Source organism: Reinekea forsetii (genome assembly GCF_002795845.1).
Taxonomy (GTDB): domain Bacteria; phylum Pseudomonadota; class Gammaproteobacteria; order Pseudomonadales; family Natronospirillaceae; genus Reinekea; species Reinekea forsetii.
Genome location: NZ_CP011797.1, coordinates 973,500 through 998,043 on the forward strand (window position 1 = coordinate 973,500; position 24,544 = coordinate 998,043).

Consider the following 24,544-nt stretch of genomic DNA (forward strand, 5'->3'; position numbering starts at 1 on the left):
CTATTGGCGCAGGGATGCGGCAACCTACAAGTATAGGCTTGGGACGACGATATAGGGTTTATATGATCGATTTGAATAACTCCAACCTGGGCGGTGGCCTGGTTAAAGGCTTAGGCGGGCTTGATCAATTGGGTGGGGCGGGTCGCTTGCTGCAGAGCGATAGGGCGTATTCGAGCTGTTTCGGCGATAACAGGGGTTTTCAATGGATCCGTAACGACCGTTCGTGGTGGTTTAGTTGAGGCTCATGGCAAGACGCCAACAGGCCCAGAGAATGGATAGGGTGTCATGGCCGTTAGTCTAAAAAAACCGGTATTTTATGAGTTGGAAATTAAAAAAAGTCGCTTTCTCGCTTGGGTTGAACCGGTGGCTGACGCCGAAGCCGCCAAAGCCCGGCTGGCGGCTTGCCGAAGCGCGCACCCGGGCGCGCGGCATATCTGCTTTGTGTTTTCCGTGCCCGGTACCAGCGGCATGAGCGATGACGGGGAGCCGTCGGGCACGGCGGCCAAACCCATGGTGAATGTGCTCAATCATAAGGGCCTGGTGAGTGTGATGGCCATCGTGGTGCGCTACTTTGGTGGCATCAAGCTGGGCGCGGGTGGGTTGTCGCGCGCCTACGGCGGTGCCGTCGCCAAAGCCTTAGAACAGGCAGAATACCAAGCGGTAGAACGTCAGTGGTCGATTCTAATCCGCTGCCCCTTTGCCCTAGAGAGTCAGATTCGACGGGTTTGCGAGACCTACCAGGTGGCGCTGCTGGAGGTCCAGTATGGCCAAGCGGTCAGTGCCAGCCTGCAGGTAGCAGACTCGATCAAAACCGATCTGGTGTCAGCCCTTCAGGCCACGGCGCCCGGCAATTCAGAGTTCATCGTGCAGGTGGCGGGCTAAGGGCGCTGGGTGAGGCCATTCGGCCCGCAGCGGTCACTCATCCGTGCCACAGTTCATTTCCCTGCGTGCGAAAGCCAACTCCTTGATGTGAATCATCTAACAGCCTGGTCTAGTATTAGATAATGCTAATCTGACTTTTTGGAGTATCACAACGATGAAACTGGTAATAGTAGGCGGGGTGGCCGGTGGTGCTTCTGCCGCGGCTCGAGCGCGGCGAATTAGCGAGACGGCTGAAATTATAGTGTTTGAACGCGACAGTTTTATCTCCTTTGCCAACTGTGGCCTGCCCTACCATATTGGCGGTGAGATCCAAGATCGCAGTGCCCTCTTGGTGCAGACGCCTGAATCGATGAAGGCACGCTTTAAGCTCGACATTCGCATCAACTGTGACGTGATCGGTATCGACTCGGCGGCCCAAACCGTGCGGGTCCGGGAACTGGATGGCGGGCGAGAATACAATGAGCGCTATGACGAACTGGTCCTATCCCCCGGTGCAAGACCGATTGTGCCAGCCATTTCAGGGGTCGATTTGAGTGCCGTTTTTACGCTGCGCAATATTCCCGATATGGATCGTATTATCCGTAAGATCAATATTGACGCGCCCCGTTCGGCGGTCGTCGTCGGGGGCGGTTATATTGGCATCGAGATGGCCGAAGCCTTGATTCATCGGGGTATTGAAACCACCCTGGTGGAGATGTCGAATCAACTAATGCCGCCAATCGATCCGGAAATGGCGGTGCCTCTGCATCAGGAGATGCGTCGCCATGGGGTGCGCCTGCAGCTCAACGACGCCCTGCAGGAGATCGCCGAAGTCGACGGCCGCCTGCAACTGACCCTTAAGGCGGGTAAACCATTGGTAACCGACCTGGTGATTATGGCGATCGGCGTACGGCCGGAAAATCAGTTGGCCGAGTTGGCCAATCTGGCCATCGGTGCGCGTGGCGGTATCCAAGTCGATCGGCATATGCACACCAGCGTTGAGCATATCTGGGCGGTCGGGGACGCCATTGAGGTCAAAGACTATGTTACCGGCCTGGCGGCACAAATACCGCTGGCGGGCCCGGCCAATCGACAGGGCCGTATTGTGGCCGATAATATATTTGGCCACCCGGCTGAATATAAGAACACCCTTGGCACTGGTATCTGTAAGGTCTTTGATCTGGCAGCAGCGTCAACCGGTGCCAGTGAAAAGTTGCTCCGCGGGCAAGGCATCCCGTTCGAGAAAATCTATGTCCACGCCAGCGATCATGCCGGTTATTACCCCGGTGCCACCCAGGTCAATCTGAAGCTGTTGTTCGATCCAAGCGATGGTCGCCTGTTGGGAGCCCAAGCCATCGGTCCAAAGGGCGTCGATAAGCGCATCGATGTATTGGCCACGGCGCTGCGCGCTCAGATGACGGTGTTTGACCTAGAAGAACTTGAACTTTGTTATGCCCCGCCCTTTGGTTCTGCCAAAGACATTATCAATCAGGCCGGCTTTGTCGCCAGTAATGTGCTGCGCGGTGAACATCAGATTTGTCAGGCCGAACAGATCAGTGCCCGGGTCGATGATGCACTGCTTATCGACGTGCGCAGTCCCGCTGAAATCGGCGTTCTCGGAACCATTGATGAGGCCCTGAACATTCCAGTCAATCTGCTCCGAGCCAACCTCTACCGGCTGCCCAAGGATCGTCCGCTGGTGGTCTTTTGCGCCGTTGGCTTGCGCGGTTATGTCGCCTACCGCTTACTGAACAACCTGGGCTACCAGGTACGTAATTTAACTGGGGGGTTCACCACCTACCAGATGGTGAAGCGGATCGGCATCTAGCGCGATACCTACTATAGAGGTGATCGGCATGCTCGGACAAAAGGATTAATCGGCCACAACGGCTGACTGTAATTGAACCAAGGCCCAGTCGATGTGCTCGTCTACCAGGGCCGATACCCGCCCTTTGGCGCGCTCTAAGGTGGCGATCAACTCTGGCGACGCCGGGGCATTACCCAGTGCCACGGCGATATTGCGCTGCCATTGGGCATAGCCGATACGGCGAATTGGACTGCCCTCGGTGTTGTGCAGAAATTCCACCTCGGTCCAACTAAAAGCCTCCATCAGAGAGATTTTCTCCAGCGAATGGCGCGGCGTAAAGTCGGCCTCCTGCGTGGTATCGGCCTTGTTGTTATGGGGGCAAACCAGCTGGCAGTCATCGCAACCATAGATGCGGTTGCCCATCTTTGCGCGTAAATCGACCGGGATGGAGCCGTCGTATTCGATGGTTAAGTAGCTGATGCACTTGCGCGCGTCCAATACCCCCGGCGCAACAAAGGCATCGGTTGGGCAATCGACCAAGCACTGATTGCAGCTGCCGCAATGACCCTGTTCCAAGGGCGGATCAAAGGGCAGGTCTAAGTCGGTAAAGAGCTCGCCAAGGAAAAACCAACTGCCGACGCCTGGCGCCAGCAATAGGGTGTTTTTCCCAGTCCAGCCCAGTCCAGCCTGTTCGGCCAGCTGGCGTTCCATTACCGGGGCGCTGTCGACAAAGGGGCGATAGCCATGACTGCCGGCTAATTCGGTGATCTGTTGGGCCAATTGCACTAGGCGCTTGCGCAGGACCTTATGATAGTCTCGGCCCAGCGCATAGCGCGCGACATAAGCCAGCTCCGGTGAGTCGAGCACGGCCATGCTGTGGTGATTGGCCGGCAAATAGTCCATGCGCACTGCAATGACCGTCTTGGTGCCCGGTTGCAGTAGATCGCCGCGTAAACGTTTGTCGGAATTGCGCGTTAACCAGTCCATCTCGCCATGATAGCCGGCGTCCAGCCATTGCTGCAGATGTTCGCCATGCGCGCGGGTGTCGGGCGCGCAGAAGCGCATCGCTTGAAAGCCAAGCGGGGCTCCTAGGGCTCGAATTTTCTCCGCCAGGCTGAGTTCAGTTGTTGTTGCAATAAGGTCCACAGGTACCGCCATCGGTAAATTCATCATCGTTCAGTCACATCCATCGGGACTAATGATACACTCTGACGGGTTCGTCTTGGATTAAGAAAGAAGTTAAACCGTGAAAATTCAAATAACAGAAGCTCAAATGCTCCGTTTTGGTCAACAATTGGCCCAGGTATGTCAGGCCGGCAGCGTTATCTATCTGCACGGAACCTTGGGCATGGGTAAAACGACCCTGTGTCGAGCCGTGATTCAGGGGCTGGGCTGGGCTGGGCGAGTCAAGAGCCCGACCTACAATTTGGTAGAAGAGTATGACTTGCTGACCGTGCGCGCCATTCATTTCGATCTCTATCGCCTGGCTGAACCGGAGGAGTTGGAATTTATTGGTATTCGCGATTACGATGCCAGCACTAATTTGTGGCTTATCGAATGGCCGGACCAGGGCCGGGGCTGTTTGCCCGCGGCAGACCTGGAGGTGACTCTGAGCGAGGCTCCGGGCTTGCCTGAAGAACGCCTGATCCGACTGCACACGAACAGTGCCAAAGGTGCCAGCCAGTTGCTGGCCCTACAACAATTAATGGAGATACAAGCTTGAAGCAAAGGTTGCTGGTTTTATTACTGGTCTTGTCCGGTCCGGTTTTTGCTGCGACCGTGCATGGCGTGCGTATTTGGCCGGCGCCTGACAATACTCGGTTGGTCTTTGATCTCGATACCCCTATTGACCACTCGATTCTGGTCTTAAAGAACCCCTTTCGTATCGTGCTCGATATCGAAGGTGCCGGCCTGAGCACCGACTTTGCCGAGCTGGATCTTACCGGTAGTGGCGTCACCCAAATCCGCAGCGCAACGCGCAACGCCAATGACATCCGTATCGTCTTGGATATGTCGACCAATATGCTGCCAAGAAGTTTCGCCCTCAAGCCTAACGACCAGTATGGCCATCGCCTAGTGCTCGATCTGGAGCGACCCACGCTCCAGACCCCAACCATCACACCTCGTATTGAACCCGTGGTCAGCAAGTCCATCGCCCAAATAAGCAATCAGCGCCGGGATATAGTCGTCGTGATTGATGCCGGTCACGGTGGAGAAGATCCCGGCGCCATCGGCCCCTCTAAATTGAGAGAGAAGGATGTGGTGCTGGCCATTGCCAAGGAAGTGTATCGGCAGCTCTCCGCCATAAAAGGGTATCAGCCGATCTTAGTGCGCGACAGCGACTACATAGTGGGCTTGAAGCAGCGCCGTGAACTGGCTCGGAAAAAGAATGCCGATCTGTTTATCTCGATTCACGCCGATGCCTATTCTAAGGCCTCGGCCCATGGCGCCTCGGTCTATGCGCTGTCAAACGGTGGGGTGGTCAGTGCCGTTGCCAAATATTTGGCCAATCAAGAGAATGCCGCCGATGTGATCGGCGGGATTAACGGAGTCAGCCTGGAAGATAAGGACGAGGTCTTGAAATCGGTGCTGGTGGATCTGTCAATGACTACCACCTTGCAGAGCTCACTCAGTGTCGGTTCGATAGTCCTCAATAAAATGGGCAAATTTGCCAAGTTGCACGGCGACCGGACTCAGATTGGACAGGCCAATTTCGTGGTCCTAAGAGCCCCAGATGTGCCATCCATCCTGATCGAAACCGGTTTCATCAGCAATCCGCGGGAAGAACGTAACCTCGGCTCGGCGGCCTATCGTAAGAAAATGGCCAGCGCGATCAGCGCCGGGATTCAAACCTACTTTCAGCGCACGCCGCCGGAGAGTAGTTATATCGCGTGGCAGAAGCAGCAGTCGCAGACCCTTCAGGCTGCGACGCGCAGATACACCGTTGCCAAGGGTGATACCTTATCGGGTATCGCGGGGCGATATGGCATATCACTGACCAATTTAGTCAGCTTGAACAACCTTAGAAGTAACTCCATACGGGTAGGGCAGGTGCTGTTAGTGCCGGGGGCTTCCTAATGGCTGTTAATCAACACCTTAATACGACAGGATGCCAGGCTTGATGGCGGAGCGCACAATTGAAATATTATCGCCCCGTTTGGCTAATCAGATCGCCGCGGGCGAGGTGGTCGAGCGTCCGGCATCGGTTGTCAAGGAGCTGATTGAAAACAGCCTCGATGCCGGTGCGACGCGGATCGATATCGAAGTTGAGCAGGGTGGCCTGAAGTTGATCCGGGTGCGGGATAATGGCCGGGGCGTGGCCAAGTCCGATCTGTCCTTGGCGCTGGCGCGTCATGCGACATCCAAGGTTTACTCACTCGATGAGTTAGAGGCCTTGGTATCGCTCGGCTTTCGGGGTGAAGCCCTTGCCTCGGTGGCGTCCGTATCGCGGTTGAACTTCACCAGTAAACCGGCCAGCCAAGCCGATGCCTGGCAGGTCCAGTCCCAGGGTCGGGATATGCTCACTGAGGTAACCCCGGCCGCCCATACCGATGGCACCTCCGTCGAGGTGCGCGATCTGTTCTTTAATACTCCGGCTCGGCGCAAGTTTTTACGCACTGAAAAGACCGAATTCAGCCATTTGGAAGAGGTCATCAAGCGCCAGGCTTTATCGCGCTTCGACGTCGGTTTCTCATTGCGGCATAACAATCGCACCATCCACGCGCTGCGTCCGGCCCTGACCATAACCGAACAGCAACGCCGGATCGCGGCGCTGCTGAATCCTGACTTTATGCTCAACTCGATTCTGATCGAGACCGAGCGGGCTGGCCTGAAGATGACCGGCTGGGTGGGGTTGCCGACCTTTTCCCGGTCCAGTGCCGATATGCAGTACTTCTTTGTCAACGGCAGAGTGGTGCGCGATCGGGTGATCGCCCATGCCGTCAAACAAGCCTATCGTGATGTATTGTTCCACGGCCGCCAACCCTGTTTTGTGTTATTTCTAGAACTCGACAGCCTGGGTGTTGATGTCAATGTCCACCCGACCAAGCACGAGGTCCGCTTTCGCGATCAGCGTTTGGTCCACGATTTCCTATTTTCGCAATTGCACCGCGCCCTGGCCGAAGTGCGCCCCCAACTTGGCGCAGAGCCGCTGGTTGCGCCTGAGTTAACGCCCACTACCAGCGGTATCGAGGCCGGTGAATTTGGCGGTCAGCGCAGCCTGAATATGGCAGACCGCTCTGCGCCCTATTCGATGTCATCAACGCCGAGCTCGAGCCTTAGCACCGGCGAACAGGTCGCCTTTTATCAGCAGTTGCAGCGCCCAAGCGATCTCGTTACCGAGCGCGGCTGGCAGGCACAGCAGCCGCTGCCACAGACCAGCCAAGTGGACATCCCGCCCTTAGGTTTTGCCATTGCCCAGCTGCACGGCGTGTTTATACTGGCCCAGTCTGAACAGGGGCTAATCCTAGTTGATATGCATGCGGCCCATGAGCGCATTACCTATGAACGGATGAAGAACCAATACGATCAGCAGGGCATTCAAGCACAGCCCTTGTTGGTGCCATTGAAGTTGGCGGTGAGCAATCGTGAGGCCGATACGGCCGAGGAGTTTGCCGAGGTGCTGGCAACATTTGGCTTGGAGCTGCAACGCTCCGGGCCGGAAGCCCTGACAGTGCGGCAAATACCGGTTTATCTGCAGCAGGCCGATGTGGAGCCGTTGGTGCGCTCGGTGCTAGCCGACTTTAGTAGCCATGAAAGCTCGGATGCCATCCTCGCCCAGCGCAATGAAATACTCTCCACCATGGCCTGTCACGGTTCGATTCGGGCTAACCGCAAGCTGACCATTCCAGAGATGAACGGCTTGCTGCGCGATATGGAACGTACTGAACGCAGCGGACAATGCAACCATGGCCGACCGACTTGGACCCAGCTGTCGATGACCGAGTTGGATAAGCTGTTTTTGCGGGGACGATAAATGATCGACAATAGGCCACCGGCTCTATTTCTAATGGGACCGACTGCTGCCGGCAAGACCGAATTGGCGATTGCCCTAGTAGAGCTGGGCAGCTGTGAAATCATCTCGGTAGACTCGGCACAAATCTATCGCAGCATGGATATTGGCACGGCCAAGCCAGATGCGCAGACCCTAGTCCGCGCGCCGCACCATTTGATCGATATTTGCGACCCGGCTGAAAGCTACTCGGTGGTGCAGTTTCGTCGTGCTGCGCTCGCGACAATGGCCGAGATCAGTCAGCGTGGTAAAATACCCCTATTGACGGGTGGTACCATGCTGTATTTCAAATCATTGGTCGAACCGATGGCCGACTTGCCGGAAGGTGATCAGGGCATCCGCAGCGAACTGGCACAGCAGATGGCGGACCAGGGTTTGGTCGGGCTCGTCGCGCAATTGGCTCAGGTTGACCCGGTGGCTCACGCCCGCATCGATCTGGCGAATCCGCAGCGAGTGCAGCGTGCGCTGGAGGTGTTCCGTGTCAGTGGCCGACCCATTTCAGCCTTCTGGGCCGAAGGCACCCACGACGGACGGGGTAATTTGGCCGTCGGCGCGGCGGAGCAATTCCCTTATCGATTACTGCAATATGGCGTGATACCGCAAGACCGGGCCATTCTGCATGCGCGCATCGCACAGCGCTTTCGTTGGATGCTCGAACAGGGCTTTGAGCAAGAAGTCCGGGAGCTTTATAGTCGAGGTGACCTGCATCTAGATCTGCCATCGATGCGCTGTGTCGGATATCGACAGATGTGGCACTACCTCGATGGCCTGATCGATTACGATGAAATGATTGAGCGCGGTATCATCGCGACGCGTCAACTGGCCAAACGTCAGCTGACCTGGTTGCGCGGCTGGCCCGAGTTGCAGGCGCTCGACACTAGTGCAGTGAGCAGTGTTGATTATTGCCAGCAGATCTTAGGGCAACTGTGACGCCGCCGTGGTTGAATTTGACCATATTTTGGCTGGCCATCTAGGCGAACTGAGATCAAGCAAGCTTGTTTGCTAACTATTAATATCGGGGGTATTAAGTAAATAATGTCCTGTTGCCATCCACAATGAGATGGAAATCAACTAGAATTACTAATTGGAATTTTTGAATGCTATTGAACCAGCCTCCATTGTGGGCCAATGGCGCGCTTCGGCGTAATAAATTGGTCGATGTTGGCCCATTCTTTGGGCACCGAGTGACGGAGTCATTGGCTTTAGTGGCACCCGGGCACGCTGGTTTGCAAGCCAACTATTATTATAATCCTTGACAAAAAGGGAGCAGAACATGTCAAAAGGGCAGTCTTTACAAGACCCTTTCTTAAACGCGCTACGTAAAGAGCGCATTCCAGTGTCAATCTTTCTGGTAAACGGCATTAAGTTGCAGGGTCAGATCGAAAGCTTCGACCAGTTTGTTATTTTGTTGAAGAACACTGTTAGCCAAATGGTTTACAAACATGCCATTTCGACGGTCGTCCCCGCCCGCAATGTCAAGATTACCCAAGACGACGATGACGTAATTACTGTCGAGTAACGGGACGGTCCACTATTTTTCTCTTAGCCGGGCAGCGCCGGGCATCGGAGTTTTGATTGCTTTTTGAACGTGTAGAGGGCGGAAACCGAGCCATATTGGTTCATGTTGACTTTCCTGAGTCGGACCAGCGTGAGGACGCGGCGGAGTTTTCCGAGTTAGTTACCTCAGCTGGGGCCGAGACCGCATTGTTTATCCGCGGTGTTATGACGGTTCCTCATTCCAAATTTTTTGTCGGTGCTGGCAAGCTAGAAGAGATTCAGCAGGCCGTGATTGACCATGAGGCCGACCTAGTATTATTTAATCACGCATTGCGACCCTCACAGGAACGTAATATCGAAGCCGCCATAGAGTGTCGGGTGCTCGATCGGACCGGACTCATTCTCGATATATTCGCTCAGCGTGCCCGAACCCACGAGGGCAAGCTGCAGGTCGAATTGGCTCAGCTGGAGTATCAGAGCACGCGTCTGATTCGTGGTTGGACCCACTTGGATCGAGAAAAAGGCGGTATTGGTCTGCGTGGCCCGGGTGAAACCCAGCTGGAGTCGGATCGACGCCTACTGCGTAGCCGTATCTCAACGATTCACAAGCGCCTCGACAAGGTTGAGAAGCAACGCAACCAGTCCCGGCGCGCCCGAAATCGATCCAACACTCCAACGGTGGCCCTAGTGGGATACACTAATGCGGGTAAATCCACTCTTTTCAATTATTTGACAGACGCTACGGTCTATGTGGCGGATCAGCTTTTTGCCACGCTGGATCCGACCTTGCGTCGTCTTGAAGTGCCTGATATGGGCGGTATTGTGCTGGCCGACACGGTAGGCTTTATTCGTCACTTACCTCATAAGTTGGTCGAAGCCTTTAAAGCGACCCTGCAGGAAACGGCCGGCGCCGATCTGTTATTGCACGTCGTAGATTGTGCTGATGAAAATCGTCACCATAATATGGCGCAGGTTGAAGCCGTATTAACTGAGATAGGGTCAATTGATATACCCCGGTTGGAAGTATTCAACAAGATCGACCTGCTCGATGATTTTCAACCTGCTATTGAGCGTGATAATGCAGGGCGACCGGTCCGAGTCTGGTTGTCGGCCGTAAGTGGTGAGGGCACTTCATTATTGCTGGCGGCCATTACCGAATTGCTGGGTGATGAGATTCTCGCCACTACTATTGTGTTGGAGGCCAGCGAGTCTGGTTTGCGTGCCGCTTTATTCGAGCAAAATGCCATCTTGTCTGAAAGTTATGACGAGGTCGGCCGAGTTCAGCTGGAAGTGCGCATGCAGAAGAAAGACTTTAGACAATTGTTAAAACGTTTTAACCTGACCGAAGAACGCTTTGGTGTTGCGCGGGTTAAGGAATTTTTCGAGCAATAGCTGAGTTTTCAGTTATAAAAACTATAATAGAGACGGAGTAGACCATGGCGTGGAACGAACCACCAGGTGGCAATAAGAACGACCAAGACCCTTGGGGTAATCGCAATCGAAATAAAAACGATGGCCCTCCAGATCTTGACGACCTCATCAAACAGATCACCGAGAAGCTCAATAAATGGCTTGGTGGCAATAAGAAAGGCGGCAACGGCGGTTCGGATACCCCGCCAGCAGCCGGCTTTGGCGCTATAGCAGCCATCGTCGCGGTGATCGCGGTGCTCTTCACTGGTTTCAACGCCTTTTACACGGTCGATGAATCCGAGCGCGCCGTGGTGCTGCGTTTGGGTGAGTTTTATCGGGTCGAAGCCCCCGGTCTGCACTACATGATCCCCTTTATCGATCGTATTGCCGACAATGAAAACGTCAATGTGACTCAGGTGCGTGAACACAGCCTGAAAACCTCGATGCTCACGGCCGATGAGAATATCGTTACTGTATCGATGACGGTGGAATACCGCGCAGCCGATGCCAAACTGTACGTGCTTAACGTGCGTGATCCAGAGTCAACCATGGCGCATGCGTCCGAGTCAGCTTTGCGCCACGTTGTTGGTTCTGCCGGTTTGGAGCAGATCTTGACCACCGGCCGAGATCAGGTCCAGGCTTTGGTAAAAGATCGCTTACAGCAGTATCTGGACAACTATGAAGTCGGTATCCAGGTCGGTCAGTTGAAGATCACCAATGCCGCGCCGCCGACTGCCGTGCAAGACGCCTTCGATGACGTAATCAAAGCGCGCGAAGATCAGCAGCGACTGATCAACGAAGCCCAAGCTTACGCCAACCAAATTGTGCCCGTCGCCCAAGGTGCCGCTCAGCGTCAATTGGCCGAGGCAGAAGCCTATCGGCAAGAAGTGATAGCCCGTGCGACTGGTGAATCGGATCGTTTCACTGCGCTGCTGAATGAGTATCTAAAGGCTCCTGATATCACGCGTGAACGTTTGTACCTCGATACTATTGAAGAGGTTTATGGCAAGAGTTCGAAGGTGTTGTTAGATGTGGAGGGTGGCAATAACATGATCTATCTGCCCCTCGATCAGCTGCGCCAGAGCCAGGCCAGCGGCGCCGCCGCAACAGACCTGAAAGCCGGTGCCGTGAGCAGCATGTCACAGACCGATGTCAGCAACCTAACCGACCAGATTCTGCGCGAAATCGATCGCCGCAGAAGCAACCAATAAGGGGCTGAACAGATGAACGCAAAAAGTAGCCTACTAGTAGTCGTGCTCGGCCTAGTGATATTGGCAGCCAGCAGCAGTATGTTTATCATCGAAGAGCGTCAAACGGCCATACGGCTGTATTTCGGTGAAGTCACGGCTTGGGACATTGAGCCGGGTCTGCATTTTAAGATCCCACTGGTGCATCAGATCAAGAAGTTCGATAACCGTTTGATTACGCTCGACAGTCAGGCCGAACGCTTTATTACCAGCGAACAGAAGAGCTTGGAAGTGGACTCCTACGTGCAATGGCGCATCACGGAAACACTGAAATTCTACACCGCCAACAGTGGCGGTGATTTCTTCCGCGCTAACGAGGTACTTGGCTCTCGAGTCAATGCGGCTCTGCGCGACGCCTTTGGTGACAAGTCTCTGCGTGAAGTGGTCACGGGTCTGAAAACTGGTGAAATACTGTCCTCTGGTAACAACATACGCAGCGATGAAGGTGAACGAGATGCCCTGATGCAGCGTGTCTTGCAGAAGGTCAATGCCGTGGCCGTAACCGAACTGGGGATTCAGGTCGTCGATATTCGTATCAAGGCGATCGATCTGCCGCAGGAAGTGTCCAGCGATGTATTCCGTCGTATGCGCTCAGACCGGGATCAGGAAGCGCGAAAATTCCGTTCCGAAGGTCAGCGTCAGGCAGAAATTATTCAGGCCAATGCCGATCAAGAGCGAACCATTACCATCGCCAACGCGTTCCGAGAGTCTGAACAGATTCGCGGTGCTGGTGATGCCGATGCGGCGAAAATTTATACCAGCGCCTATTCGGTCGATTCTGAGTTCTATGCCTTTCACCGCAGTTTGAGGGCCTATCGCAATGCCTTCAACTCGACGGGTGATATGCTGGTGCTGGAGCCGGATAGCGACTTCTTCCGTTACTTGAATAATCAGAACGGAAAACCCTAACGATATGACTGGGCGAAAGCCCTAAGTCTCTGTATAATCTTGCAACCGGGCAGATGCCCGGTTTTTTTGTGCCTAAATTTGTGACATTACGGGATTTCAGATCGAATGACCATTTCAGAACGCTGGCTTTTACCGGACGGCATAGAAGAGATTCTGCCGCCGCAGGCCGCCCGTATCGAAGCTTTACGCCGCGCCCTACTCGATGAGTATCGGGTGTGGGGCTATGATCTGCTGCAACCGCCCTCGGCGGAATATTTGGAGTCCCTCTTGACCGGGGTCGGCCACGACCTCGATCTGTTGACCTTTAAGATTACCGACCAGCGCTCAGGCCGCTTGATGGGCATTAGCGCTGACCGGACCCAACAGGTCGCGCGCATGGACGCCCATTCGATCCCCAAAATCGGTGTCGCGCGCTACTGCTATTGTGGTGAGGTGCTGCATACCAAGGCGACCCACCTGCTATCATCGCGCAGTCCGATGCAAATTGGCGCTGAATTGTATGGCTATTCGGGCTTGGATAGCGAAGTTGAAATTGTGTCCCTAATGTTAAGTTCACTTCAGAGCGCCGGTCTGAAACAGATAACGGTCGATCTGGGTCACGTTGGTATCTATCATGCTTTGGTCGCCGAGACCGAGTTGAGTGCCAGTCAGCAGACCGAACTCTACGGCCTATTGCGTCTGCGCGCCTTGCCAGAGCTCCAGCAATGGCTTGCCGCGGTTGATATGGCCGAGGAGCATAAGGCGATTTTCCTGAAATTACCGGCCATGGCCGGCTCATTGGACGATCTGGAACTTTGGGTGGAGGAGTTTGCCGAGGCTCCTAAGGCTGTTTTGGCAGCATTGCAGACCCTTAAATCGATTGCCCTGGCGATCCGGCAGGCATTTCCTGAGGTCCGAATTCATTTTGATTTGGCCGAATTACGAAATTTTAACTATCATACCGGCCTGGTTTTCTCCGCCTTTGTGCCTGGCTTTGGCCAGCCAGTGGCGCGTGGTGGGCGCTATGATCATACCGGTGAAGTGTTCGGACGTTCTCGACCGGCTACCGGCTTCTCCAGTGATCTAAAAATACTGGCCACCCTAGTGGTCAGTGATTGGGCTGAAACGCCTGGTATCTTGGCACCTGCGAGCAATGATCCGGCATTGGCTGGGGTTATTCGAAGCTTGCGGGCTCAGGGTGAACGGATTATTCAATTATTTAGCGAACAACCCGAGAGCGACGAGCTGGGTTGTGATCGGGTATTGGTGCAGGACAATGGCCAATGGCATATTCAACTGATTTCTCAAAACGGACAAGTTTAAAATGGGTAAGAATGTAGTCGTACTGGGCACCCAATGGGGTGATGAAGGCAAAGGCAAGATTGTTGACCTGTTGACCGAAAACGCAGATGCAGTGGTCCGATTCCAGGGTGGCCACAATGCCGGTCACACCATTGTAATTGACGGTAAAAAAACCGCATTACATCTGATTCCGTCTGGTGTAATGCGCCCAGGTGTGACCTGCGTCATCGGCAACGGCGTGGTTTTGTCCATCACCGCCTTGCAACGTGAAATGGCCATGCTGGAAGAGAAAGGGGTGCCCGTGCGCGAGCGTCTGCGTGTTTCTCAGGGTTGCCCACTAATTTTACCGGTCCACGTTGCCCTAGATCAGGCGCGTGAGGCCAAGCGTGGCATTAAGAAAATCGGTACCACCGGGCGTGGCATCGGGCCGGCCTATGAAGACAAGGTCAGCCGTCGCGGGGTCCGCCTGGGAGATGTGTTCCAGGCCGGCTTCAAGGAAAAGTTGACCGAAGTGCTGAATTACCACAACTTTATGCTCAAAGAATACTACGGTGCCGAAACAGTAGATGTCGATCAGTGCATCGCGGAGGTTATCGCCGACGCTAAAAGTATCCTAGATATCACCACCGATACGGTCAGCTTGGTGCACGAGATTCGCGAGCGCAGTGGTAACATCATGTTCGAAGGCGCCCAAGGCTCGTTACTCGATATCGACCACGGTACCTATCCCTATGTGACCTCGTCTAATACCACGGCCGGCGGTGTCGCCACCGGTTCCGGTGTCGGTCCGCTGTATCTGGATCAGATCATGGGCATCACCAAGGCCTACACCACTCGAGTCGGTGCCGGTCCATTCCCGACTGAACTGTTTGACGACAACGGCAAATACCTGGCCGAAAAGGGCCAAGAAGTGGGTACTACTACCGGCCGGGCTCGACGTTGTGGCTGGTTTGATGCAGTATTGGTCAAGCACAGTATCCGGATTAACTCGATCAATGCCATCTGCCTGACCAAACTCGACGTGCTCGATGGTCTGGATATCGTCAAGGTCTGTGTCGGTTATCAGGATGAGGCGGGACAGGCAGTGGCTTGGCCGGCGTCATCCGAAGCCTTTGATACCGTAACACCCGTCTACGTCGACCTGCCCGGTTGGCATGATTCCACCGTAGGTGCTAAGTCACTGGCTGATTTACCGAAGAATGCCCGTGCCTACATCGAATACATCGAAAAGGCTATCGGCGCCCGAATCGATATAGTGTCCACTGGACCCGATCGAGTTGAAACCATCGTGTTAAAGCACTCCTTCGAACTCTGAGACACCACACTAGCGCGGGATAGGTCGCTAAAAGAACGCAGTTGCACAGTGCAGCTGCGTTCTCGTTTTCCTTCCGATGAAGTCTTTCCTACAAATTGAGTCCATCTCCCGTTATACTAATTTTTCTAAAATAACAATGAAATATGGATATTGTGAAAAAAAATAACTCAACTTTAGACCCTCACCTAGAACGTGAGGCGGAAAAATACGATAACCCAATTCCCAGTCGTGAATTTATTGGTGAGCACCTTGCCCAACGCAAAGGGCCCGCAAGCCATCCTGAATTGTGTTTTGAATTGTCCCTAGTAACTGAAGACGATGTTGAAGCTCTGCGCCGGCGTTTGCTGGCCATGGTCCGAGATGGCCAATTACTCTGTTCACGCAGTGGTGCCTTCGGCCTAATCGACAAAATGGATCTGATCCGCGGACGTGTACAAGGCCATCGCGATGGCTTTGGCTTTCTAATCCCGGAACAAGGCGGTGATGATTTTGTGCTCAATAACCGCCAGATGCGTTGTTGTTTTGATGGCGACATCGTATTAGCCCGCAAAGGCGATAAAGATCAACGTGGCCGAGTTGAGGCGATCATCACTGAGGTGATTGAACGTCGTACGCCCGAGTTGGTTGGTCGGTTCCGCTGGGAAGGCGACTTTGGTTTCGTAACCCCCGAAAACAAGCGTATTAGCCAAAATGTTCTGATCCCAGCCAAAGATGTTGCCGACGCTAAAGATGGCGACATCGTGTTGGTTGAGATCGTCGAACAACCTGAATTTCGTAAACAACCTATTGGTCGGGTCAAAACCGTTCTGGGTGCTCATATGGCGCCCGGCATGGAAATCGACATCGCCATGCAAACCTATGACATTCCGCACGAATGGCCGCAAGATGTCGAAGTCCAGATCGTCGATTTCGGTACCGAGGTCAAGGAAGGCGACAAGGTCAATCGGGTCGATCTGCGCGACAAGGCCTTCGTCACGATCGACGGTGAAGATGCGCGTGATTTCGATGACGCGGTATTTGCTCAGGCGATGAAGAACGGCGGAACACGCCTTTATGTCGCGATCGCGGACGTGTCGCACTATGTTGCCGTGCACAGCCCGCTCGATGTGGAAGCGCGTAATCGCGGCACCTCAGTCTACTTTCCGGAACGGGTTATCCCAATGTTACCGGAAGTACTGTCCAATGGTCTCTGTTCGCTCAATCCGCAAACCGATCGTTTGGCGTTGGTTTGTGAGATGGAAGTCAGCGCATTGGGCGTGGTCGACCATTTTCGCTTTATGGAAGGCATTATCTATTCGCATGCCCGTCTGACCTATACTCGGGTGGCCGAGGTGCTCGACAAGAGTGAACCGAGCCATCGTGCCGCCTTGGTGGCTGAGTATGGTGTTAACGTCGAGAAAAATATCGACGCGCTCTATGCTGTCTATAAGGGCTTCGGTATTGCTCGCTCAATCCGCGGTGCGATCGAATTTGAAACCCGCGAAACGCGCATTGTCTTCAATGATGAACAGAAGATTGACCGCATCGTGGCAACCTCGCGTAACGACGCGCATCGCCTGATCGAAGAATGCATGTTGGCGGCCAACGTCTGCGCTGCAACCCTGATTGAAACGATGGAAATTCCGTGCCTCTATCGCGTGCACGATACGCCGTCGCCAGAGCGCTTGCAGAATCTGCGTGAATATATGGGCGAACATGGCCTAGGCGTAACCGGCGGCATGAAGCCAAAGGCCGCCGATTACCAGAAGCTACTGCACCAGATTCGTGGTCGTGAAGACTTTGAACTGTTGCAAACGGTTATGCTGCGCTCAATGGCACAGGCTGTGTATCAGATGGAAAACCTGGGCCACTTTGGTTTGTCCTTTGATCGCTATGCTCACTTCACCTCGCCGATTCGACGCTATCCAGATTTGCTCGTGCATCGTGCGATCCGTTCGGTGATTCGCAGTAAAAAGCGCACCGCCTTAGTGACTCGGGTCAAAGAAGCCGAGCTGATGGCGACAGCGGATATCTATCCGTATGACGTCAAGCAGATGCTCGAGCTGGGTGAACATTGCTCGATGGCCGAACGACGCGCCGATGAAGCCACTCGTGATGTGGTCACTTGGTTGAAATGTGAATATATGAACGATCATATAGGCTCAGAATTCAGTGGCACCGTGTCGGCGGTGACCAATTTTGGTCTCTTTGTTCAGTTGGACGATATCTACGTTGATGGCTTGGTGCACATTTCCAGCCTGCAATCGGATTATTACCAGTACGAGCAAAGCGCGCATCGCTTGGTCGGCGACCGCACCCGTATCGTCTATAGCCTAGGCGATAAGCTGCAAATCCGCGTGGTTCGCGTCAGCTTGGACGATCGTAAGATCGATTTCGAACTGGCCGAAGGTGGCGTGACCAAACCCGATCGGGGTCGTAAGGGCAGCACTCAGCGCAAGCCGGCGAAACGTCAAGAGAGTTCGACCGATGGGTCCGATCAGGGTAATAAAGCCAGTACAGATGGCAAGCCGAAGAAGCGCAGTGGCAGCCGTAGCGGCGGCCGTAAGCGTTAATCGAACGGTCCTCGATCGTTCTGAGATCGGCCGATCCCGACAAGGTGCGCCTGTTCAGCAGGCGCGCCCGTTAGTTTAGACACGGACGCCCAGAATAATACCCGCCCCTATCGCCTGCTTAGCAAATTTCGGAGAAATCTAACAATGACGGATTCCATGTGGGTCTTTGGTTTACACGCTGCACAAAGCGCCGTGGAAACGCACCCGGAACGGATCAAAGAGGTGGTACTGCTCAAGGGCCGCCAAGATAATCGTATGAATCGACTGCTCGATTTGGTGCGAGCTCAGGACGTCAAGTTTCGCCTGGTGAACCGGGAAGACTTTGATCGTATTCTGCACAAGCATGAGCTGATGGAAGGCCGCCATCAGGGCGTTTTAGTACAGACTCTGGCGGCACCGGTACTCAAAGAGGCCGATCTGGAGGAAATGCTCGACGCGCTGACGGTCCCGCCGCTGTTGCTAATTCTCGATGGGGTTACCGATCCGCATAACATCGGCGCCTGTCTGCGGTCCTGTGACGCCGCCGGTGCGCACGGTTTGATCGTGCCGAAGGACAAGTCGGCTAGCCTGACCCCTGCCGCGGTCAAAGTGGCCAGTGGCGCTACCGATACGGTGCCCTTCTTCGCGGTGACCAACTTGGCGCGCACGCTCGAGGCGCTGAAGAGTCGGGGGATCTGGATCTATGGCACGGCCGGCGAGGCCAAGAGTTCGGTCTACCAAACGCCGTTAACGGGCCCGATCGCACTGGTTATGGGGGCCGAAGGCAGTGGCTTGCGCCGCCTGACCCGAGAAACCTGTGATGGTCTAGTTTACCTACCGATGGCCGGTCAGGTCAGCAGCCTCAATGTCTCCGTTGCCGCCGGTGTATGTCTGTTTGAAGCAGTACGCCAGCGTTTGAGCGCTGCCGCACCATAGGGGCGTCTCTGGATCCCCTTTCTGCTTTTGGGCACCGGTCAGCGGTAGCCCATATCTCTGTCTTAAATATTACCCAGCTCAGTTCGGATAAAGCCGCAGTGCCTCATCGGGTGCGCGCGCCGAGCCTGTTCGACCGATCAGGCGCTCCAAGGCTTGCACCAATGCGGTCATGGCTGAGGCGCTCGGAGGTGTCGCTTGGTCGCTAAAAAGCGATCGTTCCAGATCTTCAAAACTTTGTCGTGTTGACTGATCCAAGCGGGCTTTTACTACCGTTAGGGGGTCATTGCCTGCCCCGGTCAATCGCAGCAGACATTGATAGAGGCCGGAATAGTCCGAGGCCTTTGCCAAACGTTGGGCTACTGCCCAATTGGGCGAGACCGCGCCAGGTGTTAGGACGTCCGTGCTGCGTGCCGTCGTTACAGTTCTTACCTGGCGCCACCACAGCCCTAACGTGAGCAACCACCCAAGGCCCGCCAGAAGCGTGGCGTAAAGCCAGTAATTGGGTCCAAACGGGGCCAGTTCGGGCTGCTCGGTTGACCGACTCTCAGGGCTCAATAGCGGCTCGGCGCCCGGAGCTTGTCCGGTCCCTTTCGGGCTGACCTGGGTGGTCGCCACTACCCTGATAGTGCGCTCCGGAAGCTCGGCCCATGCCAGCGTGTCGGTGTCGGTATTCCACCATGGAATACGGATGGCGGGGATACGATAGGTACCCGGCGTGTCGATGGTCAAGGCCGCAGAATCTAGGCGCTGGTTGTCGCTGAAGGTGGCTTCGTTACGATACAGCCTCAGACGACTGTCTAACGAGGCGCTGATCGTCGCTAAGGGGTCGGGCAGCCGGCTGGCGGCCAAACCCTGGGTTTGGGTAGAGATCTGCCAGTCGAGGTGGCTGTTCGTATCCATAGGCTGACCGGTATCGAGATTGTCGCTCAGCCGTATTTCGGTCGCGGGCAGCCAATAGGCATCGGACGGGAAGCTGGCTGGGATCGCGCGAATCTCAATCGGCTCAAGATCGACCGTGCGGCTAAAGCGGACGTAGCGACCTTGGGCCGAATCGGGGTACTCGCCGTTAAACACGATGGTCGGTATCTTGACCGCGCCCGGATTTTTCGGCGTCAGTTCCAATACTTGACGATAGAGGTTATAGGTCTGACCGTTGCGGGTGGTATTGGTGTTTTCCTCCTTCACGAGCCGCGTTTCAAAGCTGTCCAAATCGATCGTTTCGATCGCGCCCTTGACCTGGATCTTATAGGCAAACTCCAGGACTATTTCAAAGGCTTGATCGACATAGGGGCGGTTGTTACTCAGACGACCGGTGAATTGCACGGCATCCTCTGCTAAGGAGTCGCCGCGCTGGCGCGCATCGAGCACGGTAACAAAGATCGGCTCGCTCTGCTCGTCACCGGCTCGGATGCTGGGGATCGCAACCACGCCACGGGCCTTACTGGAGAGTCGAAATTGATAATCGACCCGCGAACGAGCGCGGCCATTGATGTTTTGACTAGACTGCTGCTGGACCCGTTGTTCGATCGAAAACAAACTCGCCAGCGCCGCTAAGTCGGTCGAGTTTAACTCGGCGGCAGGGGAGACGGTGACCGTCAGTACCAATGATTCGTCATTATAAAGCTCGGTACGATCGACCTGCGCGCTTACCGCCGCTTCGGCCAGGCCGACAACTAAAAACATTGTGATCAGAGCGCCAAGGCGCCACGCAGTTACCATAGAGTGCCATCCGGTTCGATAGGGTTTTGTTGAAATTGATATCTGAATTTTTGTTGCAACAGCGAGCCAGCAGGGGCCTGCAATTGATTGAGCACCGCCTGCACCTCCTGATCCGCCCTGAGTTGCTCGGCACTTTTCTCCTCGCCCGCCGCTGCCTGCTCGGCGGCTTGATCGGCCGCCTCTTGTGCTGCCTGCTCTTGCGCTGCCTGGCTCGTTTCGCTCGACTCGGGTGCCTCGGTCGGGTTGCCGTCCTGGTCGGTATTACCGGGCTTGGCCTGGTCCCCCGGTTGGCCCGGCTCGCCGTCACCTGGCTGTTCGTTCGGCTCAGACGGCGCATCGGGATTCTGTTCTCCGGATTGCGAGTCCTGTTGTTCCTGTTGCTCTTGTTGCTGCAGAAAGGCTTCGATCAGGGCCTTATTTTTTTCTGCCGCCGGATTCGGAGCCCTGTCCAGGCTCTGTTGATAGGCCTGGATCGCCGCTTCCAGTTTGCCGGCATTGGCCAGGGCATTGCCGGCGTTAAACAGTGCCGCTGGTGTCGCCAGGCTCAAAAATGTGTCGGCCGCAAGCTCAAACTGACCGCTCTGATACTGCGCCTCGGCCCTCAAGGCCGGGTCCTTAGCAAGCTGCAGTGCCAACTCAGGATCTTGCCGCACCAGGGCCTGATAGGCCTGTTGATTGCGGTTATGCAATAGATCCACGGCCAGGGCCTCGTTCGGAGCACCACTGAGCAGCACCAGCATCAGGACACCCGCGCTTGACAGGGAGGCCTGGCGATTAACCCAGAGCAAGAGCAGGGCAATGGGCAGCAATAGCCAATAACCCAGATCCTCCACGGCCATTTGCTCGGCAACATTAACGGATTGCTCGCCCAACAAGCGCAGGCTGGGCTGGCTACCCATTTCGGCGGCGCTAAAGCCCAGCCCGGCTGCTCGTTGTAACAGGTCGCCGATCTGGGTAGAGACCACCACCAACTGATCGTTATCCGAGAGATAACCCTGCTCATTGGGCAAGGGGATAGGGCTGCCGGCCGCGGTACCGACCGCGACCACCGTCCAGGATTGGGCCTTGGGCAGTGCTTGCCGAATGGCGTTCACCTTGTTGGCGGCGATATCGTCGGTGAGCCAGAGGACATGAGCCGCAGGCCCGTCCCCGCTGGCCAACTGGTCGGCTAGTAGGGCAAAGGCCTGTTCGGCGTTATTGCCAAACTCGGGCATTAAAAAGGGCGTCAGTGCGGCCAACTGGGTGCCTAGGGTAGCCACATCCTGGGTTAGGGGAGTCAGCAGGTGGGCTGAGGCCGAATAGACAATCACACTGGTCTTATCGAACAGGCCACTGCCGGCCCAGTCGGCGATCATCCGCTTGGCTCGGGTCAGACGATTGGGTAGCAGGTCGGTGCCGGCCATCGATAGGCTGTTGTCGAGTACCACGTAGAGATTGCCCTGAGTGACCGACTGGGCGCTGTTGGTAGGTTGGGCCGGTCCCGCTAAGGCGAGAATAATCAGCACGCCGAGCATCGGTACCAGCCAGGAGCGCATCCGCCGGCGCGCACTAACCTGGCCGGCCAGGGCCGCATAAAGGGTCGGGTCGATCAGTCGTTGCCAAGCGCTTTGGTGTCGCCCGTTGCGAATCAGCCGATAGGCCAGGGGAAGCCAGAGTAGCAAGAGCAACAGTAGGTAGGGTCTAAGCCAGATCATCGGTTCTCGCTCCTCGGCGCCAAGGCAGGCTGGCAGCCAACACAATTAGCCCAAAACTGGCCAGCAATGGCAACCAGTAATACTCGATCACCAGTCGCACGTCGCGGTCATCCCGATCACTGGTTTCCAAATTGTCGATGGTGCGAAACACCTGTGCCAAGTCTTGGGTGCTAGTGGCCCGGAAATAACGGCCCTGAGTTTGTTCGGCGATGGTTTTGAGCGTCTGTTCATCGATCTCATTGCCACCGCCTCTGAGCATCCCCAAGAAGCTGGTTGGTCGATCGCCGCCAAAGCCGATGGTGTAAACCTTAATGTCGCTCTGCTGGGCGATGGTGGTGGCCTGTTCTGGGGTGACATCGCCGGTCTTGTTCTCACCATCGGAGAGCAGGATAATCACCTTGTCCGGGGATTCGGACAGGCGCAGTTGTTTTACCGCCAGCGCCAGACCATCGCCAATCGCCGTGCTGTCGCCGGCCATGCCCGGGCGAAGATCTCTGAGAATGGCGCTCACGGCTTGGACATCTGGGGTCAAGGGGGCTTGGATATCGGCAAAGCTGCCAAACACTACCAGGCCGATAAAATCCTGCCGGCGCTGTTCGACGAATTGGCCGACGACCGCCTGGACCGCCTGATAGCGCTCGATGGCCCGCCCGTTCCAGGTCATATCGGGCTCCAGCATGCTGCCAGAGAGATCGACGGCCAAGAAGATGCTGCGTCCGGCGATCACGTTGCTGACTGGCTCCCCGACCCATTGCGGCCGTATCAGCGCCACCACCAACAGGACCCAGGCCACTTGCAGCAGCCACCCGGCCCGCGTTACGCGTTGTCGGCCAGGCGGTTGTTGCTGGCTCAAGCTCATTAAATAGGGATGCTCCAAGGCCTCGGCGCTGGCCGATGTGCGACTCCGCGGCAGCAGCCAGAACAGCGGCAAGATTAAGGCCAGCCAAGGCCAGGCAAAATTCATCGGTGTGCCTCCTTGCGCCAGGCCTTGAGTAAACGCTGAACCTCGGCCCAATCAATCGGGTGGACCGCCGGTTCGGCCCGATAGTGGCCGTTTAACCAACTCGGGGGCAGGGTTGCCAGGCTCGAGGTAACCCGCTCTGCGAAGGCGCGATCGGTTAACCCCTTGTCGGCGCCGAGCTTGTTGATCAGCACCCAACGCAACAGTTGGTGCAGCTGCAGCAACTGCCGATCGGCGTCAGTTTGGCCCTGAATGCGTTTGCGCTGGCGCGACACCCGGCGCCAATCGCGACCCAGGCGCCACCAATAGAGCAGTGCCGCTGTGGTAATGAGCACGGCGCCTAAGACCAGCCAGTAGCCCAATGCGATGGGCCAGATGGATGGCTCGGTGGGCAAAACATTGCCGGCCAGTTGGGCGAGCAGCTGCTGCACAGCGGGGTTTTCTTCGGGCATCAGTGATACAGAGGCCAAGACTGCACCTCGCTCCAGTGGAATTGATTATTACGGTGGCTGAACAGGGCGCCATTGGCCTGCCAGACGAAGCGCTCCAAGGCGTCATTGTGGGCCTTAAAATGGTCTTTGTACTGCTGCTGTAGGCGGCCATCGGAGCTGGCGATCCAACCACTCTGGTTGGGGTTTTTAACCGGCAGTAGGCCGGCCGACGGCAGCTGGCAGTCGAATGGATCCAATACCTGCAGTAGGGTGAGCGAGCTGATCGCCTGCACCGGGATCTGCTGCGCCAGTTGGGCGATATCTTGCTGCAAGAAGTCGGCAATAAACCAGAGGTTGGGGCGGTTTTTCCAATGCGCCAGCGACACCGCCGGTGCCGGCTCGAGCGTGCGGAACTGACCAGCCAGATAGGCATGGGCCTCGACCAAGAGCTGACAGGCCCGAGCGCCGTCCTTTTGGGCACTGACGCGCAGCTCTTGTTGCCAGTCGGCGCCGACGCGCACGAACAGGCGCAGTGGATGCTTCAGTTGCAGAAAACGCCAGATCAGGAAGGCGGCCCAATGGCAGGCCATAACCGATTTAAAACAGCCCTGAGTGCCAAAATAGCTGCTACTGCTGAGGTCGAGCCAGATGGTGTGCTCGCTGTGGCGATCTTCTTCCATAACTCGGACAAAGGGCAGTTGCTTCTTGGCAGTTTGACGCCAATCGATTTGGCGCACATCGTCGCCGGACTGATAATGCTTCATCTCGATAAACTCACGGCCCTGACCGCGATAGACAGAACGCTGTTCGCCAATGCGCTGAGCACGGCTGCGCGGCGGCGTTAAGCGGCGGAGATCCAGTGCCAGAGTTTGCAACTTCAACAGTTCATCGAGCTGCACGGTTGCGCCCAAAACGGGGAATTCAGTCTGCATCC

General features: G+C 55.7%; 20 protein-coding genes. 14 read left to right on the plus strand and 6 right to left on the minus strand.

What is annotated here, in order from left to right; translation table 11 throughout:
- The first annotated feature begins 285 nt into the window (after window positions 1–285).
- Entirely contained in the window at window positions 286–882 is a 597-nt protein-coding gene (locus tag REIFOR_RS04515; RefSeq protein ID WP_100256436.1) for an IMPACT family protein, read from the plus strand.
- 154 nt (window positions 883–1,036) lie between these two features.
- On the plus strand, window positions 1,037–2,689 hold the full coding sequence (locus REIFOR_RS04520; protein WP_100256437.1) for an FAD-dependent oxidoreductase: 1,653 nt from the start codon (window positions 1,037–1,039) through the stop codon (window positions 2,687–2,689).
- Window positions 2,690–2,734: 45 nt separating this feature from the next.
- On the opposite strand, the gene queG is transcribed toward REIFOR_RS04520, so the two are convergent.
- Complete coding sequence (queG, locus tag REIFOR_RS04525; RefSeq protein ID WP_227003759.1) at window positions 2,735–3,841, minus strand: tRNA epoxyqueuosine(34) reductase QueG; 1,107 nt, start codon at window positions 3,839–3,841, stop codon at window positions 2,735–2,737.
- A gap of 73 nt (window positions 3,842–3,914) precedes the next feature.
- Here queG and tsaE point away from each other — a divergent pair, with 73 nt between their 5' ends.
- From tsaE to rlmB, 12 genes are all read left to right on the plus strand, one after another.
- Complete coding sequence (gene tsaE, locus REIFOR_RS04530; RefSeq protein WP_227003760.1) at window positions 3,915–4,391, plus strand: tRNA (adenosine(37)-N6)-threonylcarbamoyltransferase complex ATPase subunit type 1 TsaE; 477 nt, start codon at window positions 3,915–3,917, stop codon at window positions 4,389–4,391.
- A complete protein-coding gene (locus tag REIFOR_RS04535) occupies window positions 4,388–5,746 on the plus strand; it encodes an N-acetylmuramoyl-L-alanine amidase (protein WP_100256439.1) in 1,359 nt (452 codons plus the stop codon). The genes tsaE and REIFOR_RS04535 overlap by 4 nt, the downstream gene beginning before the upstream one ends.
- Window positions 5,747–5,789: 43 nt before the next feature.
- Window positions 5,790–7,643 carry a DNA mismatch repair endonuclease MutL gene (mutL, locus tag REIFOR_RS04540; protein ID WP_227003761.1) on the plus strand — a complete coding sequence of 618 codons (1,854 nt, stop codon included), beginning with the start codon at window positions 5,790–5,792 and terminating at the stop codon, window positions 7,641–7,643.
- The gene (gene miaA, locus REIFOR_RS04545; RefSeq protein WP_100256441.1) at window positions 7,644–8,609 is read left to right on the plus strand and encodes a tRNA (adenosine(37)-N6)-dimethylallyltransferase MiaA; all 966 of its coding nucleotides are present in this window, start codon (window positions 7,644–7,646) and stop codon (window positions 8,607–8,609) included. It begins immediately after the preceding gene.
- Between the two features lie 343 nt (window positions 8,610–8,952).
- On the plus strand, window positions 8,953–9,198 hold the full coding sequence (gene hfq, locus REIFOR_RS04550; protein ID WP_100256442.1) for an RNA chaperone Hfq: 246 nt from the start codon (window positions 8,953–8,955) through the stop codon (window positions 9,196–9,198).
- A 56-nt stretch (window positions 9,199–9,254) separates the two neighbouring features.
- Window positions 9,255–10,568 carry a ribosome rescue GTPase HflX gene (gene hflX / locus REIFOR_RS04555; RefSeq protein WP_100256443.1) on the plus strand — a complete coding sequence of 438 codons (1,314 nt, stop codon included), beginning with the start codon at window positions 9,255–9,257 and terminating at the stop codon, window positions 10,566–10,568.
- Window positions 10,569–10,612: 44 nt separating this feature from the next.
- Window positions 10,613–11,797 carry an FtsH protease activity modulator HflK gene (hflK, locus tag REIFOR_RS04560; protein WP_100256444.1) on the plus strand — a complete coding sequence of 395 codons (1,185 nt, stop codon included), beginning with the start codon at window positions 10,613–10,615 and terminating at the stop codon, window positions 11,795–11,797.
- Window positions 11,798–11,809: 12 nt separating this feature from the next.
- Window positions 11,810–12,742, plus strand: coding sequence for a protease modulator HflC (gene hflC / locus REIFOR_RS04565; protein WP_100256445.1), 933 nt, complete (start codon window positions 11,810–11,812; stop codon window positions 12,740–12,742).
- A 105-nt stretch (window positions 12,743–12,847) separates the two neighbouring features.
- Entirely contained in the window at window positions 12,848–14,044 is a 1,197-nt protein-coding gene (locus REIFOR_RS04570) for an ATP phosphoribosyltransferase regulatory subunit (RefSeq protein WP_100256446.1), read from the plus strand.
- Between the two features lies 1 nt (window position 14,045).
- A complete protein-coding gene (locus REIFOR_RS04575) occupies window positions 14,046–15,338 on the plus strand; it encodes an adenylosuccinate synthase (RefSeq protein WP_100256447.1) in 1,293 nt (430 codons plus the stop codon).
- A gap of 143 nt (window positions 15,339–15,481) precedes the next feature.
- Window positions 15,482–17,890 (plus strand): ribonuclease R, encoded by a 2,409-nt coding sequence (rnr, locus tag REIFOR_RS04580; RefSeq protein WP_100256448.1) that lies wholly within the window; start codon window positions 15,482–15,484, stop codon window positions 17,888–17,890.
- Window positions 17,891–18,034: 144 nt separating this feature from the next.
- Window positions 18,035–18,805: a 23S rRNA (guanosine(2251)-2'-O)-methyltransferase RlmB gene (gene rlmB, locus REIFOR_RS04585; protein WP_100256449.1), complete on the plus strand. Its 771-nt coding sequence runs from the start codon at window positions 18,035–18,037 to the stop codon at window positions 18,803–18,805.
- A 78-nt stretch (window positions 18,806–18,883) separates the two neighbouring features.
- Here the strand turns inward: rlmB and REIFOR_RS04590 are convergent, their stop codons facing one another.
- The 5 genes from REIFOR_RS04590 to REIFOR_RS04610 are packed head-to-tail and all read right to left on the minus strand — an operon-like array spanning window position 18,884 to window position 24,542.
- Entirely contained in the window at window positions 18,884–20,524 is a 1,641-nt protein-coding gene (locus tag REIFOR_RS04590) for a BatD family protein (protein ID WP_100256450.1), read from the minus strand.
- On the minus strand, window positions 20,518–22,218 hold the full coding sequence (locus REIFOR_RS04595) for a vWA domain-containing protein (RefSeq protein ID WP_100256451.1): 1,701 nt from the start codon (window positions 22,216–22,218) through the stop codon (window positions 20,518–20,520). Before REIFOR_RS04595 ends, REIFOR_RS04590 begins: the two co-directional genes overlap by 7 nt.
- Entirely contained in the window at window positions 22,205–23,182 is a 978-nt protein-coding gene (locus tag REIFOR_RS04600) for a VWA domain-containing protein (protein WP_100256452.1), read from the minus strand. The genes REIFOR_RS04595 and REIFOR_RS04600 overlap by 14 nt, the downstream gene beginning before the upstream one ends.
- The gene (locus tag REIFOR_RS04605) at window positions 23,179–23,649 is read right to left on the minus strand and encodes a DUF4381 family protein (RefSeq protein ID WP_145980235.1); all 471 of its coding nucleotides are present in this window, start codon (window positions 23,647–23,649) and stop codon (window positions 23,179–23,181) included. The genes REIFOR_RS04600 and REIFOR_RS04605 overlap by 4 nt, the downstream gene beginning before the upstream one ends.
- A complete protein-coding gene (locus REIFOR_RS04610; protein ID WP_100256454.1) occupies window positions 23,631–24,542 on the minus strand; it encodes a DUF58 domain-containing protein in 912 nt (303 codons plus the stop codon). Before REIFOR_RS04610 ends, REIFOR_RS04605 begins: the two co-directional genes overlap by 19 nt.
- Between the last annotated feature and the right edge of the window lie 2 nt (window positions 24,543–24,544).

Coding starts and splice junctions, on each gene's coding strand:
- REIFOR_RS04575 (WP_100256447.1), top strand. CDS start 14,046: ATGGGTAAGAATGTAGTCGTACTGGGCACCCAATGGGGTGATGAAGGC.
- hflK (WP_100256444.1), top strand. CDS start 10,613: ATGGCGTGGAACGAACCACCAGGTGGCAATAAGAACGACCAAGACCCT.
- hflC (WP_100256445.1), top strand. CDS start 11,810: ATGAACGCAAAAAGTAGCCTACTAGTAGTCGTGCTCGGCCTAGTGATA.
- REIFOR_RS04610 (WP_100256454.1), bottom strand. CDS start 24,542: ATGCAGACTGAATTCCCCGTTTTGGGCGCAACCGTGCAGCTCGATGAA.
- REIFOR_RS04595 (WP_100256451.1), bottom strand. CDS start 22,218: ATGATCTGGCTTAGACCCTACCTACTGTTGCTCTTGCTACTCTGGCTT.
- REIFOR_RS04515 (WP_100256436.1), top strand. CDS start 286: ATGGCCGTTAGTCTAAAAAAACCGGTATTTTATGAGTTGGAAATTAAA.
- REIFOR_RS04600 (WP_100256452.1), bottom strand. CDS start 23,182: ATGAATTTTGCCTGGCCTTGGCTGGCCTTAATCTTGCCGCTGTTCTGG.
- rnr (WP_100256448.1), top strand. CDS start 15,482: ATGGATATTGTGAAAAAAAATAACTCAACTTTAGACCCTCACCTAGAA.
- REIFOR_RS04570 (WP_100256446.1), top strand. CDS start 12,848: ATGACCATTTCAGAACGCTGGCTTTTACCGGACGGCATAGAAGAGATT.
- hfq (WP_100256442.1), top strand. CDS start 8,953: ATGTCAAAAGGGCAGTCTTTACAAGACCCTTTCTTAAACGCGCTACGT.
- mutL (WP_227003761.1), top strand. CDS start 5,790: ATGGCGGAGCGCACAATTGAAATATTATCGCCCCGTTTGGCTAATCAG.
- REIFOR_RS04520 (WP_100256437.1), top strand. CDS start 1,037: ATGAAACTGGTAATAGTAGGCGGGGTGGCCGGTGGTGCTTCTGCCGCG.
- rlmB (WP_100256449.1), top strand. CDS start 18,035: ATGACGGATTCCATGTGGGTCTTTGGTTTACACGCTGCACAAAGCGCC.
- queG (WP_227003759.1), bottom strand. CDS start 3,841: ATGATGAATTTACCGATGGCGGTACCTGTGGACCTTATTGCAACAACA.
- REIFOR_RS04590 (WP_100256450.1), bottom strand. CDS start 20,524: ATGGTAACTGCGTGGCGCCTTGGCGCTCTGATCACAATGTTTTTAGTT.
- miaA (WP_100256441.1), top strand. CDS start 7,644: ATGATCGACAATAGGCCACCGGCTCTATTTCTAATGGGACCGACTGCT.